The organism is Evansella cellulosilytica DSM 2522 (genome assembly GCF_000177235.2).
Taxonomy (GTDB): domain Bacteria; phylum Bacillota; class Bacilli; order Bacillales; family Salisediminibacteriaceae; genus Evansella; species Evansella cellulosilytica.
In genome coordinates, this window is the sequence record NC_014829.1 from 4,096,097 (window position 1) to 4,112,964 (window position 16,868).

A 16,868-nucleotide genomic window follows, 5' to 3' on the forward strand; every position below is an offset into this window, starting at 1 on the left:
AACCACCTCCCTTGTTGTCGTTCTATACCTCGGTTAATACACAAAACGTTCGTTTCCCTCTATCCTTTGTCCCTACAACAGTGCAAACGTTTGCATAATTAGCTCCAACTTTTCCTTATACTTGCTTGTTCCTTTAATGCTGTAATTTTAACAAAAACGCTTTCCAGGGATAGGCTGGCTATTACGTAACTAGAAAGCTACTCTTTAGATAGTTCGTTAAATGAGGTCAGAAAAAGGAAACACCAAGAGAGTGAAAAGGTCGATTTGATCCTTTCTTACGAGCCCTCTAAAACGCCCTTTTTCCGTACCTCACTTGTCATGTTTAAACACGAACATCAAGCTAATCTTATGTCATTTAACAAGTGCTTTTTTTCTATTGAATAAATACAATCCTGCTCCTACAAGGAATAACATAGAACCTATCAATAAGACATTGTACATAGATGTACTAGTATCTGGTAATTCCCCGCCATCTTTATTAGTATCTTTATCGCTACTTAACGACGTTTCTTTTGATTCTTGACTACTATCGTCTCCATCAGATGTAGCACCACGAAGTGATTCCAATTCTTTTTCTAATTCCTCTATCAGACTATCTCGCTCAGATAGCATTTTTTCTAACGCCTCATACCTTGCTTTAAGCTCTTCTAATTCTTTTGTAATTGCTTCATTTTCTTTTTCTAATTCTGCATTTCTTTCCTGTAATTCATTTATTAAATCTTTTAATCGCTGCAGCTCATCCTCTACATCGACCGGAATTTCTGGATCTGTCGGTTCTGGTTCTCCCTCTTCCTGACCTGGTGCTAGAACGATATATTCCCACGCAGCAAAATCGAACGAATGCGTTTCTTCTAAAACAAACTCCGTACCTTCAAAATAAGATACATACTCTCCTGCTGTTGAACCAGCATGAACCGTTCCTGAAACATCACTATCAGACAAGTTCATCATGACAACAACTTTATTACCATTCATCTCTCTTTCAAAGGCTAAAAGATGGTCATCTGATGTATCTAAAAAGACAATATCACCACCAGCAGCGCCATTCCACAATGCCTCATTATCCTTTTTCAATTGAATCAAGTCTTGATAGAACGCTTGCATAGACAAGTCGCTCCAATCGATTTCATCTTTATCAAAGAAATTCAAACGCTTATCTAGACCAGCTTCTTGCCCAGAGTAAATGAGTGGGATACCTGGAACCGTAAAATATAAGGCAGCCATTGCATCCGCAGCGTCACCAAATGTTTCATTAATTGTTCCTTCCCAAGAATTCTCATCATGGCTCGTTAGGAACTGCATTGGATAAGTTCCAATAGGATACAGCTCTTTTGCTTCTTCAAAATGTGAAATTACATCACTTTTGTCACTGCTTCCATCTGCTATATCAATCATGATATGATGGAATGCCCAGCCCCAATTAACGAAGAAGGCTTCTTCTAAAAAGTCATACCTCATATTGTCTTCCGCTAACATGAACACTGGCTTAATGGCATTTAATTCTGCACTAATTTCTTCCCAAAAATCTTTAGGAACGCCTGTCGCATAGTCTGCTCGGTATCCATCAACGCCAACTTCCTCCACCCAATACAACATGGCCTCTTTCATTTCCTGACGCATATCTTCATTAGAGTAATCAAGCTGTGCAACATCCGTCCATCCGAATTCTTCTACATGCGTAATATCTCCATCATCATTTTTTTCATAATATTCTGGATTTTCTTCAATCCATGCGTGATCCCAACCAGTATGATTTGCAACCCAGTCTAACACGACATAAAATCCCATATCCTGAGCGGTATCAACTAATCTTTGAAAGTCTTCCATTGTCCCGAATTCAGGATTAATTGCTGTGTAATCTTGTACAGCATAATAAGACCCTAATTCTCCCATTCTTCTCTCTTCTGATATTGGATGAATTGGCATAAACCAAAGAATATCTACACCTAATTCTTGTAATCGAGGAAGATGCTCTTCAAACGCCTCAAACGTTCCCTCTTCTGTGTATTGTCTAACGTTAACTTCATAAAGTACGGAATTTTTTGACCACTCTGGTATCGTTGCGTTCGTCTCGACTTGTTCTACTACTTCTCTTACATAGTATGGATTTGTATAAGCACGATTATCTTCACCGTTAACAAATATTTGATCATGGTTCCCTAAATCTGAAAACGAAACTTCTCCAAACTGTTCTTCCGTTTCACGGTTCACATACAAGAATCTAATTACATTAGCAGCTTCTTTGTATTCAACATCAATGTACGCGCCATACTTTCCTACTTGATCATCAGAAAATGGATATGCACCTGTTGGCCATCCACCTCTACTTTCTGAAGTTTCAACTAGATCTCCCCATAACCACAATCCCCATGGCTCATATATACCTTCTTCATTATACCAATGGATTCGAATATGGTTTTCCTCTAGTTCGACCGGCTCATAAAGGGAAACATCACCTTCTCTAGATACCCAAACCTCATTCATCTCTTCTGAGATCATATTTATTTTTATAGAAGAACCTAATAAATGATCACCTTCATATATTACAATAAACTCTACCAACTCTGGATCTTCTGCTAGTTCTATATCGACATATGGCCCGTAGTCTGTAGCTTGTCCTTCAGGAAATACCATCCCATTTGGCCAACTACCTAATTCTTCAGACCATGTTGCCACATCCTCATAAACCCATAATCTTAAGTCCTCAACATTAAGGTCTCCACTTTCAAAATGAACGCGTAGGTGATTCTCTGGGATATCCGTTTCTACAACCTCTACATCATCTTGCTCCTGTGCATTGGCAAGCAGTGCTGTCGAAAATGATGGCATTAAACTTAATAACATAATAACTACTAAGCTCATAGCTAAGTAACGTTTGCTTTTCTTCTTCATCAATATTCCTCACTCCTCTTATTAGTTAGCTACAATTAATGGTCGTGACATTCAATGTAAAGGACCACCCCCTTTGTTGTAGTGAAAAATAAGTACGTATGATGAAAACCAAGGCCGAAGATTCAGGGACAATCACTTTACCGATTGAAAACCCTTTCATTTCAAATTAAAGAAAAAGCAAAGGTAATAAAAGAAGGATAAATTAGACTCTTCCTATATAATTTGAGGGTCTGAAAAAGTAAAGACAGACTTGTTCAGTTCCCTCTATAATTGCCCTTGCTTTTTCTAATTCTCTAAATGACTACATTACTCGCATCGATCTTAAAACTCGTTCCGACCTAGTTTTACTTCCAATTTATTGTCTGCGAGTCGTTTGCTATTGTTTTGCACATTTCCATTTACGAATACTTCGAGATCTTCTACTATGCCGTGAATAACAAAGACAGCATTTTTCCATTCTGGTTGATACTCATCATGCTCAACATGAGTTAATATGTCCAACCGATTTTTCTCTAGCTTCGCTTCAAATCTACATTGATAAAAAGAGCCTCGCTCATACTCAAAGGATTTGCCATCGTCTTCGTAATACGTAAATGTGCTTTTCTCTTCATCAGTTACGTAGATGTGCACCTTCAGCTCCGTTTCCTTTGCCTCTGTAGAGCTTTTTACTGTTCCATGTGTAAGAATTGATCCCTCTTTCACAAAAATAGGAAGTATATCAAGCGCCGCTTGGACGAGGTGATGCTTTCCACCTTCAAGCTTCACTTCCGTCCAATAATTGACCCAATTCCCTTCAGGTAAGTAAACTACACGATGGTACGTATCTGGTGTTGTGATTGGGGCAACAAGGACGTCTGCACCAATAAGAAATTGGTCTGATAAATTAAACGTATTTTTGTCGTTTGGATATTCTAGTACTAGTGGACGCATGACTGGTTCACCTGTAACACTCGCTTCTTGGAATAAAGTATATAAATAAGGTAGCCAGACATAGCGCTCCTGAATATATTTCTTCACTACCGCTTCATATTTTTCTCCGAACATCCATGGCTCTTGATGAATAGAATTTAATTCGCTATGGTTTCTAAAGAAAGGAGTAAATGTTCCAAATTGTGTCCAACGAGCAAGTAATTGGCCGTTGGAATCATGGGCAAATCCCCCAACATCCGGACCACAGAACGGCACACCCGAAATACCTAAATTCATACACATTGGAATTGCCATCTGAAGGTGCTCCCAGAAGCTGCGATTATCGCCAGTCCAAACCGCCGCATATCTTTGTACCCCAGCAAATCCAGCTCTCGTGAGTAAAAATGGACGGTTCCCTTTCAAATGGTTTTTCATCCCTTCATAAGTTGCCTCTCCCATTAGCAGGCCATAAAGATTATGAAGTTCACGATGTGTTTTTGGGTCTCCGTCGTTATCATGCATGACCTTTATATCCATCGTTTTCGTTTCATTAAATACAGCTGGTTCATTCATATCATTCCAAATACCTTCAATTCCTAGATCAGAATAAAATTGATGATTTTTTCCCCACCAACGACGAACCTCGCTGTTTGTAAAATCAGGAAATGCACTTTCTCCTGGCCAAACATCACCAGTATAAATGTCTCCTTCTATATACTTACAGAATTGATCGTTTCTAACTCCCTCTTGATAAATGTTGTATTCTGGATCGACCTTTACACCTGGATCTACAATTGGCACAACACGGACACCTTGATTTTTTAAATCATGTAGAAGCTTTTTCGGGTTCGGAAACCTTCCTTCGTCAAATGTAAAAACTCTATACCCGTTCATGTAATGTAGATCTAAATATATGGCGTCTAAAGGGATGTCTTTTTCCTTAAATGTATTTACAACATCCCTCACTTCCTCCTCTGTTTCATAGCTATAGCGAGATTGATGATAGCCCAATGCCCATTTTGGTGGAAGTGGCATTTTCCCTGTTAGCTCAGAAAACTGTGCAACCACCTCTTTCGGCGATGGCCCTGCAAATACATAATAATCTAGCTGTCCGCCTTCCGCAGAAAAAGAGTATGTGTCATCAGAAGTTTTCATATCGAAAACAGTCTTAAATGTATTGTCAAAATAAATGCCATGAGCTTTACCATTTCGAACCGTCATAAAGTATGGAATAGATTGATAGAGTGAATCTATTTCTGGGTTATGTGGCGCATACACATCGGTATTCCACATTGTCATCTTTTCGCCACGTTTATCTAGGAAGCTCGTTTTTTCACCAAATCCGTAAAAATGATCTTCGGCATCCATTTGCTTATAGCAGATCACTTCGTTTTTATCATTAAATCCCATTCCTACATGATCGTCTTTCACTAGTAACTTCTTATGATGATCAAAAATAGAAATGGAGACTTGGTCTCTTTTTATAACAAGCGTAAGTTTCTCACTTGCAACTCGAAGTTCTTTTTCACCTTCTGTAATATGAGGCTTAATTTGTTCACGCTCTCCCACTACAGCAAAGCTTGATTGATAACTTGGTCTACCTTTATGATTCATAATGATACGAACGATATCGTCTCTATAAAACAATATGGAGACATAGCCGTTATCACATTGAAATACTACTGCATTATTCTCTATATTGTAGGATTTAACGGTACCTAAGCTTTGATAATTAACTTTACTTCCATGCTTTTTATTTTCTGGTAATATTGCGAAACTTGTATCTTCCATTAAGGCTCCTCCTCCTTTATGTGATGTTTTATCCTTTCGTAGCCCCTGAGGTTAAGCCACTGATTAAATAGCGCTGAAGTGCTAAAAAGACAATTGCAATCGGAATCGCGATCAATATAGCTCCCGCAGCAAATCTTGTAAAGTTATTTGCAAACTGGGCATTTACAAAGTTATATAACCCTAGTGCTAGCGTAAAGTTTTCTGGACTTCTTAATAATATTCTTGGCAATATAAAATCCATGAATGGTGCCATAAAGTTAAATAATGCAACAACTGCGAGAATTGGCTTAGCTAGTGGTAGCATAATTTGAAATAAAATCCTAAAATGACCAGCTCCATCGATTTTTGCAGATTCATCAAGCTCTCTAGGAATCGTGTCAAAATAGCCTTTTACTAAAAACGCATTCATCGGAATGGCTCCACCAACGTAAACTAAAATCAGTCCTAGTAAAGAATCTAATAATCCTACTAAATTTAAAATGATATAAATCGCTACCATCGCCATTAATACCGGAAACATTTGTAGTAATAGAAAAGCATAAATCCCATATTTCCTTCCTACAAAACGGTATCTTGAAAATGCGTAGGCTACTAAAGTAACAAAGATCGTTGATAGTAATGAAGCTGAAAATGCAACGATTAAAGTATTTTTGTACCATGTCAAATAATTACTTGCTGGGTCTGTAAAAAGCCATACATAATGTGTAAATGACCAGTTTTCCGGAATCATAGAAGCACCATACATACTCGTTCCTGGATTAAGCGATATGCCAAATGTCCATAAAAGAGGGTAAAGGATAATAACAAACATCACTAAAATACTTCCGTATATTACTGTTAATTCTAAAACGTTCTTTAATTTTTTGCTCATTATATTTTCCCCTCCTCTTTAAATGATCTTGTTTTTCTAAATTGGAAAAAGGCGAAAGTCGCTACGATTAATCCGAGTATGAGGGATATAGCTGCTGCCATACCGTACTGTTGTGACTCAAAGGTTAAATCATACACCCATGAAATTAAAATATCGGTACCCCCTGCATTTTGCCCTCTTACTGCAGGACCACCTTCATTAAATAAGTAAATAATATTGAAGTTATTAAAATTCCCTGCATATTGCATAATGAGTAGTGGTGCTGTCGCAAACATTAAATGTGGGAATGTAATGTGTCTAAATTTTTGAAGTCGGGTTGCACCATCAATATCTGCTGCCTCATACCAATCGTGGGATATACTTTGAAGTACCCCTGTAAATAAAGCAAAGACAAAAGGAAACCCTAACCAAGTTTGAATAGCAATAAGTGCTGTTCTAGTCCAAAACGGATCACTCATCCACGGTGCCCCTTGACCAAAAATCGGTTCAAGAATATCTCGATTTATCGCACCGAAATTATCATTAAACAATGCAGCAAATACAAGAATAGTAACGAATCCAGGTACTGCCCAAGGGAGTATCAAAACTGTTCTTATCAGCCTTTTCATTTTCACTCTTGCATCATTTACGATTACCGCTAAATACATTGCAAGGCTAATTTGAAGGGTAGTCGCAACTAATGTCCAAACTAACGTCCAAGAGAGAACGGAGAAAAATGTATTCCTCCACATCGGGTTAGTAAGTAAATTTGCAAAGTTGTCGAAGGCTATCCACTCAAGAAGTCTGCCTGGTGGTGCATTCATCAGTGTATAGTTTGTAAATGCTAAAAAAACCATAAATAGTAACGGAAATATAACAACAAAAACTAATAAAAAGAGACCTGGCCCAACGAGTAAATACGGGAACCCTTTATCCCATGCGTTACGAAAGGCTTCTCCCATTGAGGTTATTTCCCAACCATCTTTAATCTTTTGTGCATCCTTCCGTGCATCTACAATGTTTGCTACATAAAATGTTAATGCGAACGCTGTGATGATAAGTGCAATAATCCCTTGACTTAATAAAACTCTTGAATCATCAACACCTGGAATCTCCCCTAAAGTGAATAGTCCCCAGTATCCAATATTCAAAAAGTCATGAAATACAATTAAAAACGCTAAAAACAATACAAAAATAATCGATCCTTTAATGAATCTTCGGTTATACATCTGCCCAAAGCCTGGAATAAAGGACAGTATTGTTGCAATGTTAGGACTATGATTTTGCCTGTTTTTTTTCAATTTTTCTCGAGATTCCTCAGGTTTCATCCTATGTATCCCTCCTTATAACGATAAAAAAGAGACGGCAAGCGGAAACTGACCGCCTCTTTTTCCTATCAGAGAAATTGTTATCTATAATTCATATCAATGTCCTGTCTTACCACATCTACTTCTTCTTCCAATGTTTCTAAAACGTCATCGCCTTGTGTGATGAATTGAAGTGCATCAGCCATTGGGTCCCAAACAGTAGAAAGTGCTGGTACAGGTGGAAATGGCTCTGCTCTTTCTAGTTGTGTTGCAAATCCAGTTAACAATGGATCATCTTGTAGCTGGCTACTTGCTAAAATTTCACTATTAGCAGGCATTTCTCCAGTCGCTTCAAATAATTTCGTTAAGGAGCTTTCGTTTGTTAAGAAAATCGCTAATTCTGTTGCTAATTCTGGTTGTTCGCTATACTGGGATAGCATCCATCCTTTTGTTCCTAAGAAAGTAATTGGATACTCACCGTTGTCAAGCTGTGGTAAAGGAGCAGTAGCTAAGTTTTCTCCTAAAGCTTCTTGGTAATCACGCATTGCCCATGGTCCATCTACTACGATACCTGCTTTACCATCATTGAATAGACCACTTCTTACATCGCCATCAACACCTTGTGGTAAGATACCGCTTTCAAACCAGCCTTGAATTAAGGAAGCGCCTTCAACTGCTCCATCATTTGCTAAACCAATATCATCAAGGTCAAAAACGCCATCATCTTCACCAAAAATATAGGCGCCATACCCAGCCATAAATGGGAATGAAAAATAGAAATCATCTGCAGGATACAAGAAACCATACTCATCATTTGATGCGTCAGTTAGTTCAAGTGCAATTCTTTCCAAATCTTCTATTGTTTCTGGTGCTTCAGGTACAAGCTCAGTATTATAATAAAGTCCAATAGATTCTACTACCGCAGGAAGTCCGTAAATCTCACCTTCATAACTTAAAGCCTCAACAGACCCTGGAGAATAGGCATCTAAAATCGCTTGATCAACATTCATCGGTTGAACTAACCCTCTTAAAGATAAGCTACCTACACCTGGCTGATAAAATAAGTCAGGTCCTCGACCGGCTGGGCCATCTAGAGAAATAGCGTCCTCCTGGTCACCCATCCCCATCGGTACGACATTAACAGCCACACCTGTTTCATCTGTAAATTCTTCTGTAAGTGCTGTAACGATTGCAACTTCATGCTCTTCATCGTTTACCCAAATTGTTAATTCTTCAGGATCTGTTTCTTCTGTTGTCCCTTCACTTGTTTCGCCATTATCATCTGAATCCGTATTTGCTGGCGTGTCTACATCATCTCGATCTGGTCCACAAGCAACTAATAAAAGAGTTAAAGCTATCAAACTAATAATAAGACTCCACTTTTTATTTTTTAACATAATAAACTATCCCCCTGTTAATAATTGTTTTTTTAGCACTGGACTGAGCTCGTCGTCTTTCTGACCTTCATTTCTATTGGCAACACCACCTTTCGATAATTGATCATTCTCTTATTCTCAATTTGATCTAATAGATGCATAATAGCTGTTTGCCCTTTAGCAACTATATCTTGATGTACCGTAGTTAGTGGAGGACTAGTATATTCTGATAAAAACAAGTCATCAAAACCCACTACAGAAATATCTGTTGGGACATTTATCCCCATTTCATCAAACCCTCTTAATAAGCCCATAGCACTGACATCGGAAAAAGAAAATACAGCAGTGATTTCTTTTCGTTTTGCTATTTCTTTAGCTGCTTTGTAACCACCCTCCATGGATGTAGGGAGTGAAATAATCAGTTGAGAATCAAATGCTATCCCTTTCTCATCCAAGGCTTCTTTATAACCTAGTATGCGTTCATGAAGTACACCGTATCTATGAGACTCTTCATATGGAATATCACCTAGAAGTATCGCGATATTTTCATGACCTAAATCAATTAAATGTTTTGTTGCTTGATAAGCTCCTAGCTTGTCATCAATACAAACTTGATAAAGATCAGGGTCAGATATATAACTATCCATAAATACTGAAGGCACATTTAATTTTCTAATTTGCTCTACTGTCAGCGACCCTTCATATCCCCCAACTACAATCAATCCGTCTAATTGTCTTTCCTTCACTATCGAAAGACCCTTTTCATCACCATCAGCTACTCCCATCAAAATAACGTGGAACTGCTTGTCTCGAGCGCCTTCCTCTATACCTGTCACTAAATCCCAATAAAATGGATTGTCCTGCAAACGACCTGGCATTGATGTTGGGACAATCACCCCAATCAAGTGTGATTTTTTAGTCTTTAAGTTTCTAGCTGACATACTCGGTGAATAATTCAACTCTTCTATTACCTTCTTCACTTTAGAAATAGTATTTGTTGACACACGACCTTTTCCATTAATGACATTCGAAACTGTCGCAATAGATACATTTGCTCGTTCTGCTACATCTTTGATATTAATAGTTTCCTTCATAAAATTACCCATCACAATCATCCTCCGATACTTTGATTAACCGTTTAATCAAAGTATAAATGAATACAAAGATGAAACAAAGTTAATTATTTCTTATTCTTTATTTTTCATCGTTTTTCAACAAAGTAGAACATTTATCCCCTACTTTAAGTTATCAAAAATAGTCACATTTTCATTAAACGTTTAATCAAAGGGAGAAAAAATTTATAACTATATTTCCCAGTTATAAATCTACCTTTTTTTTACAATAATTATTAGTTATACATTCATAATTTGATAAAATAAGGATTATTTGATTAAACGTTTAATCATTATGTAAAAAAATATAATTTATGAATCCTTTTTTTGCAACATTTTCTAAACCGCTTACATTTTGAAGTTTAAAAGAATTAAGACTAGTTAAACGTTTAATCAAATTATAGCATAGATTTGATATTTGACAAGTAGAAATTTATTTTTTCTGTAAATTCTTTAAAAAAGTAGCCTTAAGAGCGTTTCTTCTCCTATGACTACTTTGATTTCATATCTACTTATTTTCTTTTTATCTTACCGCCATATAGAAATCTTCTATACTCTTAAACTTTACAATTTTCTTAATCGTGTCACTTGCTTCATACTTTAAGGCATTTATGGAAACATCGGTTAACCAGACGGAACTAATGCCTAAGCTCATTGCTCCAACGACGTCTGTATCATAGTTATCACCAATCATGACACATTCACTCGCTTTCACATCGCAAGACTCCATTCCATAAGTAAACAAGTAAGGAGATGGCTTTCCAAATGTCATGATTGGATTACTAGTAATTGTTTCAATTGCCGCGATTAAGGAGCCAGTTTCAGGTACAATTTCTCCGTTCAGTCCAGGGTGCGCTGCATCCATATTTGTTCCAAGAATAATTGCACCACGTTTTTCCTCATTCACAACCATTTTCAATTTTTCATAGCAGAAGGTAACATCACGTCCGATAATGATCACTTCTGCTCGCTCATGACTAAAATCATCTAATACTACATGCCCGTGGTGAATAATACTTTTTTTTAATCCAATACTTCCAACTACCTTAACCTTAATTTCACCAAATCGTTCTTTTAAATATAAGCCAATATAATCTGTTGCAGTTATAATTTCCTCAGTTGCAACTTGAATACCCATATTTAATAATCTATCTTGAATGTCAATTGCATTATCTGTTGAATTATTCGTAATAAACCTTATTTGTTTATTTTCCCCTCTTAAAAATGCAATTAATTCTGCTGCTCGTGTAGATGCTCTATGCCCATGATAAATGCATCCGTCTAAATCAAAGAGGAAAACTTTCTTTTCTAGAAGTAGTGATTCATTCAATGGTTTGTATCTCCTTTTACTAGTTTAACAATTCATTTGCTTGCTTCGCGGCATCTGTAATAGCTTCATCAACCGTTTTTTGTTGCAGTAGTGCAGCTTGTATGTTGTCCTGAACAATTTGGTATACTCTAGACCCTGCAGAACCTGGGAAGTTATACCATGGTACCATTTCATCTACTTGGTCATATGTTACCTTAGCAGCAGGAACTTCTTCCAAGAAATCTCCCATGAGGCTCGCTTCATCTAATGGACTTTGACGAGTGACCATATACCCGATTTCTTGTGCAATAAATGTTGTTCCCTCGGCAGAAGCAGCAAATTTCATAAAATCCCAAGTTGCCGCTTGTTTTTCTGGTTCAACAGAAAGCATGAACAAGTTGTTTCCACCGGCAGGTACTACCCGTGGTAGCCCATCAACCGTTGGAAAAACAGCAGTTCCAACTTCAAAATCTGATTGTGTTCTAAAGCTCGTCAATGAAGCTGTTGTCGTTACAAACATAGAAGTGTTACCTGATAAAAAGCTTTGTGACGCTTGCGTTCTATCAATATTAGGCATTGATTTATCCTCATTTACAAGATCTACCCAATATTGTAGTGCTTTTCTTCCAGCATCCGTATCAAAGGCTACCCCCGATAAATCTTCTTCCATCATTTGTCCACCAGCAGTCTCTACCATCGCTTGATACAGCCAGTTTCCAGTAATTTGATAATCAAAATAGATTCCGTATCGATCATCAAACGTTAATTTTTCTGCTGCTTCACGAAGCTCATCCCAAGTTTGTGGAGGATTATTTGGGTCGAGTCCAACCTCTTCAAAATGATCTTCATTAAAGTAAACAACTGGGGTACTGACGGCAAATGGCATACCATATTGCTCCCCATCATCACTTTGACCTAGCGTTAGCATCGATGGAAAGAAATCTGATGTATCGTAATTTTCTTCATCCATAAAGCTTTGTAATGAGATAACTGGTAACGTATCAATCGCAAACCTCGTATACACATGTCCATTGGTAATGACGTCCGGAAGACTCCCTGTTGTTGCTCGCATTTGAACTTGTTCAACAATCCCCTCATAAGAACCCTCAACAAAAGTCGTTTTCACACGAACCTCATCTTGCGCTTCGTGATACTGCTCAACAAGACGCTCAACGATATCACCACCGTGCATATGCATAAACTCAATTTCTATTGCATCACTGGACTCCGATGAGGTCTCAACGTCCGACGATGAAGATTGATCATTACTACCGTCTGCTTCATTACTACTTGCTCCTTCAGAAGTGTTGCCACATGCTGCTAATACGAAAACCATCATCAAACACAACAAAAATGAGTAAATATTCTTTTTCATATTTCATTACCTCCAATTTTTTTTATGTAAAAGGATAAGGGTTACCCTTTTAAACCAGTATGCGTCATACCTTCAACAAACTTTTTCTGTGCGATTAAATATAGTAGTAGGATTGGCAATATCGCTAATGTAGCAACTGCCATCGTTGGTACCCAATCTAAGTTATGCTCTTCTCGAAACTGAACAAAAGCAACAGGTAATGTTTGCAGCTCTTTATCAGATAAAACGAGAAGTGGCCAATGATAGTCGTTCCAATTATTAACGAACAAAATCAACCCGAGTGCCACTAGAACGGTAAACGATAAACGAACATACACGTGCCACATTATTTGTAACGGATTACAGCCATCGATTTTTGCTGCTTCACCAAGATCCTTTGGTATCGTTAAAAATGTCTGTCTTAATAAAAATATTGCGTATCCACTTGCTAGCTGTGGTAAAATAACACCCGCAAACGAATTTACTAAACCCATTTGGTTAATGATCATATACGTTGGTACCATCCCGACTTGCGGTGGAATCATCATCGTCATGAGTACGAAGAAGAATAAAAGCTCTCTTCCCCGAAAACGAAAATGTGAAAAAGCATAAGCAGCACAAATGGCAACGAGAAGCTGTCCACCTGTTTGGATAACAGTAATGATGCTACTATTTAAAAACCAACGTAAAAACGGAATTTCTTGAAAAACTTGCCTATAACCATCCAAGCTAAAGGTTGATGGGATAAACAAATTACCTGAAAAAACATCTGAAGGTGTTTTTACTGATGTCGCCAACATCCAGAAAATTGGTATTAATGTAATGAAGGCAGCTACTAGTAAAAACAAATGTTTACCACTCTCTCCGGCCGTACCTCTCAACGGCAACGATTGTTTACTCATGTATTGACCTCCTATTGATAGTGAACAAGTTTTTTTCCAATGACGAGCTGAATAACCGTAAATACAATGACAACAACCAGTAATACCGTTGCAGAAGCTGTTGCAGTCCCAATACTGAAAAACTGAAATGCTTCTTGATAAATGTGATACACTGATACATTTGTTGCATTATTTGGTCCACCTTTAGTCATGATTTGTACTGTTGTAAACACTTGAAACGATGCGATCATACTCATGACAAAAACGAAGAACGTCACTGGTGAAAGCATTGGTACTGTTACATTTTTAAATGATTGCCACTTGTTTGCACCATCTAATGCAGCAGCTTCATACAACGACTTATCGATACCTTTCAAGCCGGAAATAAACAGGATGACATTGTAGCCAAATGAATTCCAGATCCCTACTAATGCGACTGCAATAAGCGCAATTCTCGGGTCATTTAACCAATGAATGCCATGAATACCAAAATTCTTTAAGATCGTATTCACTGCTCCAACTTGCGGATTATACATGAGGGTCCACACTATTCCCATAATCGCTATTGAACTAACGACAGGCAGGAAAAACAAAAGCCGATACAGTACTTTCCCTCGTTTCAGACTTTCTATTATAATTGCAAACCCTAAACCTGCTATTAGGGAAATCGGTACTGTCATCAGTACATAAAGACCTGTATTTCTAAGTGCAATCCAATACACTTCATTGTTAAAAAGACTTACGTAGTTGTTTAGCCCAACAAAAACAATGTCTGGATTAATCATGTTCCATTCATGAAAACTTAAATACAGTGCGAAAATGAACGGAAGTACAAAGAAGATTGCATATAAGCTAAATGCCGGGAGTAAAAACCAATATGGAATAGTCTTTCTCCATTTCATTCGCCACCCTATTGCACGCCTTTCCTTATTTTGTTTTAACGTAACCGTTGTTGTAGTCTCCAACCGTCAACTCCTCCTTCCAAATTCCTTCTACCTCCGTTCCATCTATATCATGAAGTTTTTCACCAATTAACCTCGTTATTGTCGGTGCAAGATCAATGGCACGAACCTCTTCAATTACATGCCCTTCCTTTATAGCAGGACCACTTGCAATAAAGACTGCCTTCATTTCTTCTAAGTCTGGTGAATACCCATGCATCCCCTTAAATTTAGCTTGCTTTTGTATAACCTCCTCACCTTCAAAACCATAATGGATGAAGCAATCCTTCTCCATTTCAAATACGAGATCTGGACGGTGATCATCTAATTCATTTTCTACCGGTAATCCTAAAACACCGAACTGTTCAAGTTCATATACTGCTTTCACATGCTCTGTCGCTGCTAAAAGCGCATGCACTTCTTTTATGAGTTTTTGTTTTTTTACTTCGTCTGTTTCCTTGACGTACACGTAACCTGATCCACCATTTGATACCGCAGCCACCTTCGTCTTTGTTCTAAAGTCTGAAGGGTCAAACCATCCTTTTTGATAGAAAAGAATATTAGGGTAAAAACTCCACGATGTATCAACAAAACCGTGATCAGAAACGACAAACATATTTGTTCTATCCCATAACCCCTTCTCTTTCAAAGCATCTATGACTTTCCCAATTTGCTCGTCAATAAATTGCAAAGACCAATATACTTCTTTTGATCTTGTACCGTAATCATGCTGATAACTATCAGGCAGTAGATAATGCAGCATCATTAAGTTAGGCTGATGCTCTTCAATGAGGTGCTTCGCAATATCAGTTGTCAACGCATCCTGCATATGACCACGAGAATGATCCTTACTCCAGACTCCATAGTTTTCTACTGGTAATTGCTTTGCCTTTAATTCCTTCCAAAGCTGTTCAGAGGAAAATAATTCAAAAAGCTCCTGCTCATAAAACTCTGGAATGTTATGATCAATAGTTGGTGCAAGCTTCGTCTTCGGCCAGCAGATCGATGCTGTCGTCCAGTCTTTTTCCTTGGCCACATCATAAAATGTCTTTTTTAACACAGACTCTTCCTTTGTCCATGTTTTATCACCAAAGTGCTCCCCCACTCTTGGAACAGTCCGATCAATCACCCAATTCCCTAACACACCGTGTTTTTTCGGATAACACCCTGTTACTAAGCTTGTATGTATCGCCCACGTCGCTGTTGGAAAAATGCTTTTCATCCCTTTTGCAACAGTACCTTTTTCTATCAGTGCTTGAATATTAGGCAAGTCTACCTTCCCTTCGTCTAAATAAAATTGCGCCATTCCATCAATGCTGACGATTACGATATTGTTCTCTCTCTGAGCTCTCATCCTTAATTCCTCCTTTTTTATAAAAAAAGAGAGAGAGCAACGTGTATAGGAGAAAAACAACAAATAAGCATTTGTCGCTTCTCCAGTGTAGTTGCTTTCTCTCATCACTCGCTATCACACTGAAAATTACATTTGTAATTAAACATAAATATCTTGAAACTGAAGGTTCCATAAATGCTTTGCACTTACCGATAAGGATGTAGCCCCAGCCTCCAAGCTAGCTCTCACTTCATCTTCCGTCTGTACTAAACCACTCGCTATGATCGGAATCTCTTCAAGCTCGTTACTAAAAAATTCAATTGTCTTCGGTATAACACCAGGCATAAGCTCAATTGCATCAGGCTCTGCAGATTTTATTGACTTAAACCCGTTACTCAAAGCAACAGAGTCTAATGTAAAAAGGTGTAAAACACCATATAGATTTACTTTTTTTGCTTCACGTATTAAATGCTTTTTCGGAGTCACAATCCCGTCTGCCTTCACGTGGTTAGAGATAAATGCTATCGTTTCTACATCTGTACTAGACAAACCACGAACTAAATCGACGTGTATGAATGCTCCTTTGTTAGCTGCCTTTGCCAACCTCACTGCATCTATGATTTCATTAATACTACCACCCATAAAAAAGATATTGTCTACCGGACTGTTAATTGCCATTGACACATCCTCTGGCGACCTTAAAGCAGCAATGATAGGCTTCTTTCCAATCATATGTAAAAGCGTCATCAGTAACTCCTTCCTACTCCTTCTACATCTATAATCCTATCATCTCATTGTTAACTCTAAATTGAG

12 protein-coding genes are annotated in these 16,868 nt (G+C 37.8%); all 12 read right to left on the bottom strand.

All coding sequences use genetic code 11. The features are described 5' to 3' along the window. Positions 1 to 351: 351 nt before the first annotated feature. The gene (locus tag BCELL_RS21805; protein ID WP_013490359.1) at positions 352 to 2,892 is read right to left on the bottom strand and encodes a pullulanase-associated domain-containing protein; all 2,541 of its coding nucleotides are present in this window, start codon (positions 2,890 to 2,892) and stop codon (positions 352 to 354) included. A 321-nt stretch (positions 2,893 to 3,213) separates the two neighbouring features. Further along, positions 3,214 to 5,592: a glycoside hydrolase family 31 protein gene (locus BCELL_RS18750; RefSeq protein WP_013490360.1), complete on the bottom strand. Its 2,379-nt coding sequence runs from the start codon at positions 5,590 to 5,592 to the stop codon at positions 3,214 to 3,216. Between the two features lie 28 nt (positions 5,593 to 5,620). Next, positions 5,621 to 6,463 carry a sugar ABC transporter permease gene (locus BCELL_RS18755; RefSeq protein ID WP_013490361.1) on the bottom strand — a complete coding sequence of 281 codons (843 nt, stop codon included), beginning with the start codon at positions 6,461 to 6,463 and terminating at the stop codon, positions 5,621 to 5,623. Continuing rightward, the gene (locus tag BCELL_RS18760) at positions 6,463 to 7,770 is read right to left on the bottom strand and encodes a sugar ABC transporter permease (protein WP_013490362.1); all 1,308 of its coding nucleotides are present in this window, start codon (positions 7,768 to 7,770) and stop codon (positions 6,463 to 6,465) included. Before BCELL_RS18760 ends, BCELL_RS18755 begins: the two co-directional genes overlap by 1 nt. 80 nt (positions 7,771 to 7,850) lie before the next feature. Next, entirely contained in the window at positions 7,851 to 9,146 is a 1,296-nt protein-coding gene (locus BCELL_RS18765) for an extracellular solute-binding protein (protein WP_013490363.1), read from the bottom strand. A gap of 32 nt (positions 9,147 to 9,178) precedes the next feature. Beyond that, positions 9,179 to 10,231 (bottom strand): LacI family DNA-binding transcriptional regulator, encoded by a 1,053-nt coding sequence (locus BCELL_RS18770; RefSeq protein WP_013490364.1) that lies wholly within the window; start codon positions 10,229 to 10,231, stop codon positions 9,179 to 9,181. Positions 10,232 to 10,760: 529 nt separating this feature from the next. Beyond that, positions 10,761 to 11,567 (bottom strand): HAD-IIA family hydrolase, encoded by an 807-nt coding sequence (locus tag BCELL_RS18775; protein ID WP_013490365.1) that lies wholly within the window; start codon positions 11,565 to 11,567, stop codon positions 10,761 to 10,763. Positions 11,568 to 11,586: 19 nt separating this feature from the next. After that, positions 11,587 to 12,921, bottom strand: a complete 1,335-nt coding sequence (locus tag BCELL_RS18780) for an ABC transporter substrate-binding protein (RefSeq protein WP_013490366.1) — start codon at positions 12,919 to 12,921, stop codon at positions 11,587 to 11,589. Positions 12,922 to 12,962: 41 nt separating this feature from the next. Continuing rightward, positions 12,963 to 13,802, bottom strand: coding sequence for a carbohydrate ABC transporter permease (locus tag BCELL_RS18785; RefSeq protein WP_013490367.1), 840 nt, complete (start codon positions 13,800 to 13,802; stop codon positions 12,963 to 12,965). A gap of 11 nt (positions 13,803 to 13,813) precedes the next feature. Next, positions 13,814 to 14,746 carry a carbohydrate ABC transporter permease gene (locus BCELL_RS18790; RefSeq protein WP_013490368.1) on the bottom strand — a complete coding sequence of 311 codons (933 nt, stop codon included), beginning with the start codon at positions 14,744 to 14,746 and terminating at the stop codon, positions 13,814 to 13,816. Next, positions 14,709 to 16,076 carry an alkaline phosphatase family protein gene (locus BCELL_RS18795; RefSeq protein WP_013490369.1) on the bottom strand — a complete coding sequence of 456 codons (1,368 nt, stop codon included), beginning with the start codon at positions 16,074 to 16,076 and terminating at the stop codon, positions 14,709 to 14,711. Before BCELL_RS18795 ends, BCELL_RS18790 begins: the two co-directional genes overlap by 38 nt. 138 nt (positions 16,077 to 16,214) lie before the next feature. Next, positions 16,215 to 16,802: a glycerol-3-phosphate responsive antiterminator gene (locus BCELL_RS18800; protein ID WP_013490370.1), complete on the bottom strand. Its 588-nt coding sequence runs from the start codon at positions 16,800 to 16,802 to the stop codon at positions 16,215 to 16,217. Positions 16,803 to 16,868 lie beyond the last annotated feature (66 nt).

Excerpts from the sequence above, each read along its gene's own strand:
- BCELL_RS21805 (WP_013490359.1), bottom strand. The coding sequence starts at position 2,892 with ATGAAGAAGAAAAGCAAACGTTACTTAGCTATGAGCTTAGTAGTTATT.
- BCELL_RS18750 (WP_013490360.1), bottom strand. The coding sequence starts at position 5,592 with ATGGAAGATACAAGTTTCGCAATATTACCAGAAAATAAAAAGCATGGA.
- BCELL_RS18755 (WP_013490361.1), bottom strand. The coding sequence starts at position 6,463 with ATGAGCAAAAAATTAAAGAACGTTTTAGAATTAACAGTAATATACGGA.
- BCELL_RS18760 (WP_013490362.1), bottom strand. The coding sequence starts at position 7,770 with ATGAAACCTGAGGAATCTCGAGAAAAATTGAAAAAAAACAGGCAAAAT.
- BCELL_RS18765 (WP_013490363.1), bottom strand. The coding sequence starts at position 9,146 with ATGTTAAAAAATAAAAAGTGGAGTCTTATTATTAGTTTGATAGCTTTA.
- BCELL_RS18770 (WP_013490364.1), bottom strand. The coding sequence starts at position 10,231 with ATGGGTAATTTTATGAAGGAAACTATTAATATCAAAGATGTAGCAGAA.
- BCELL_RS18780 (WP_013490366.1), bottom strand. The coding sequence starts at position 12,921 with ATGAAAAAGAATATTTACTCATTTTTGTTGTGTTTGATGATGGTTTTC.
- BCELL_RS18785 (WP_013490367.1), bottom strand. The coding sequence starts at position 13,802 with ATGAGTAAACAATCGTTGCCGTTGAGAGGTACGGCCGGAGAGAGTGGT.
- BCELL_RS18795 (WP_013490369.1), bottom strand. The coding sequence starts at position 16,076 with ATGAGAGCTCAGAGAGAGAACAATATCGTAATCGTCAGCATTGATGGA.
- BCELL_RS18800 (WP_013490370.1), bottom strand. The coding sequence starts at position 16,802 with ATGACGCTTTTACATATGATTGGAAAGAAGCCTATCATTGCTGCTTTA.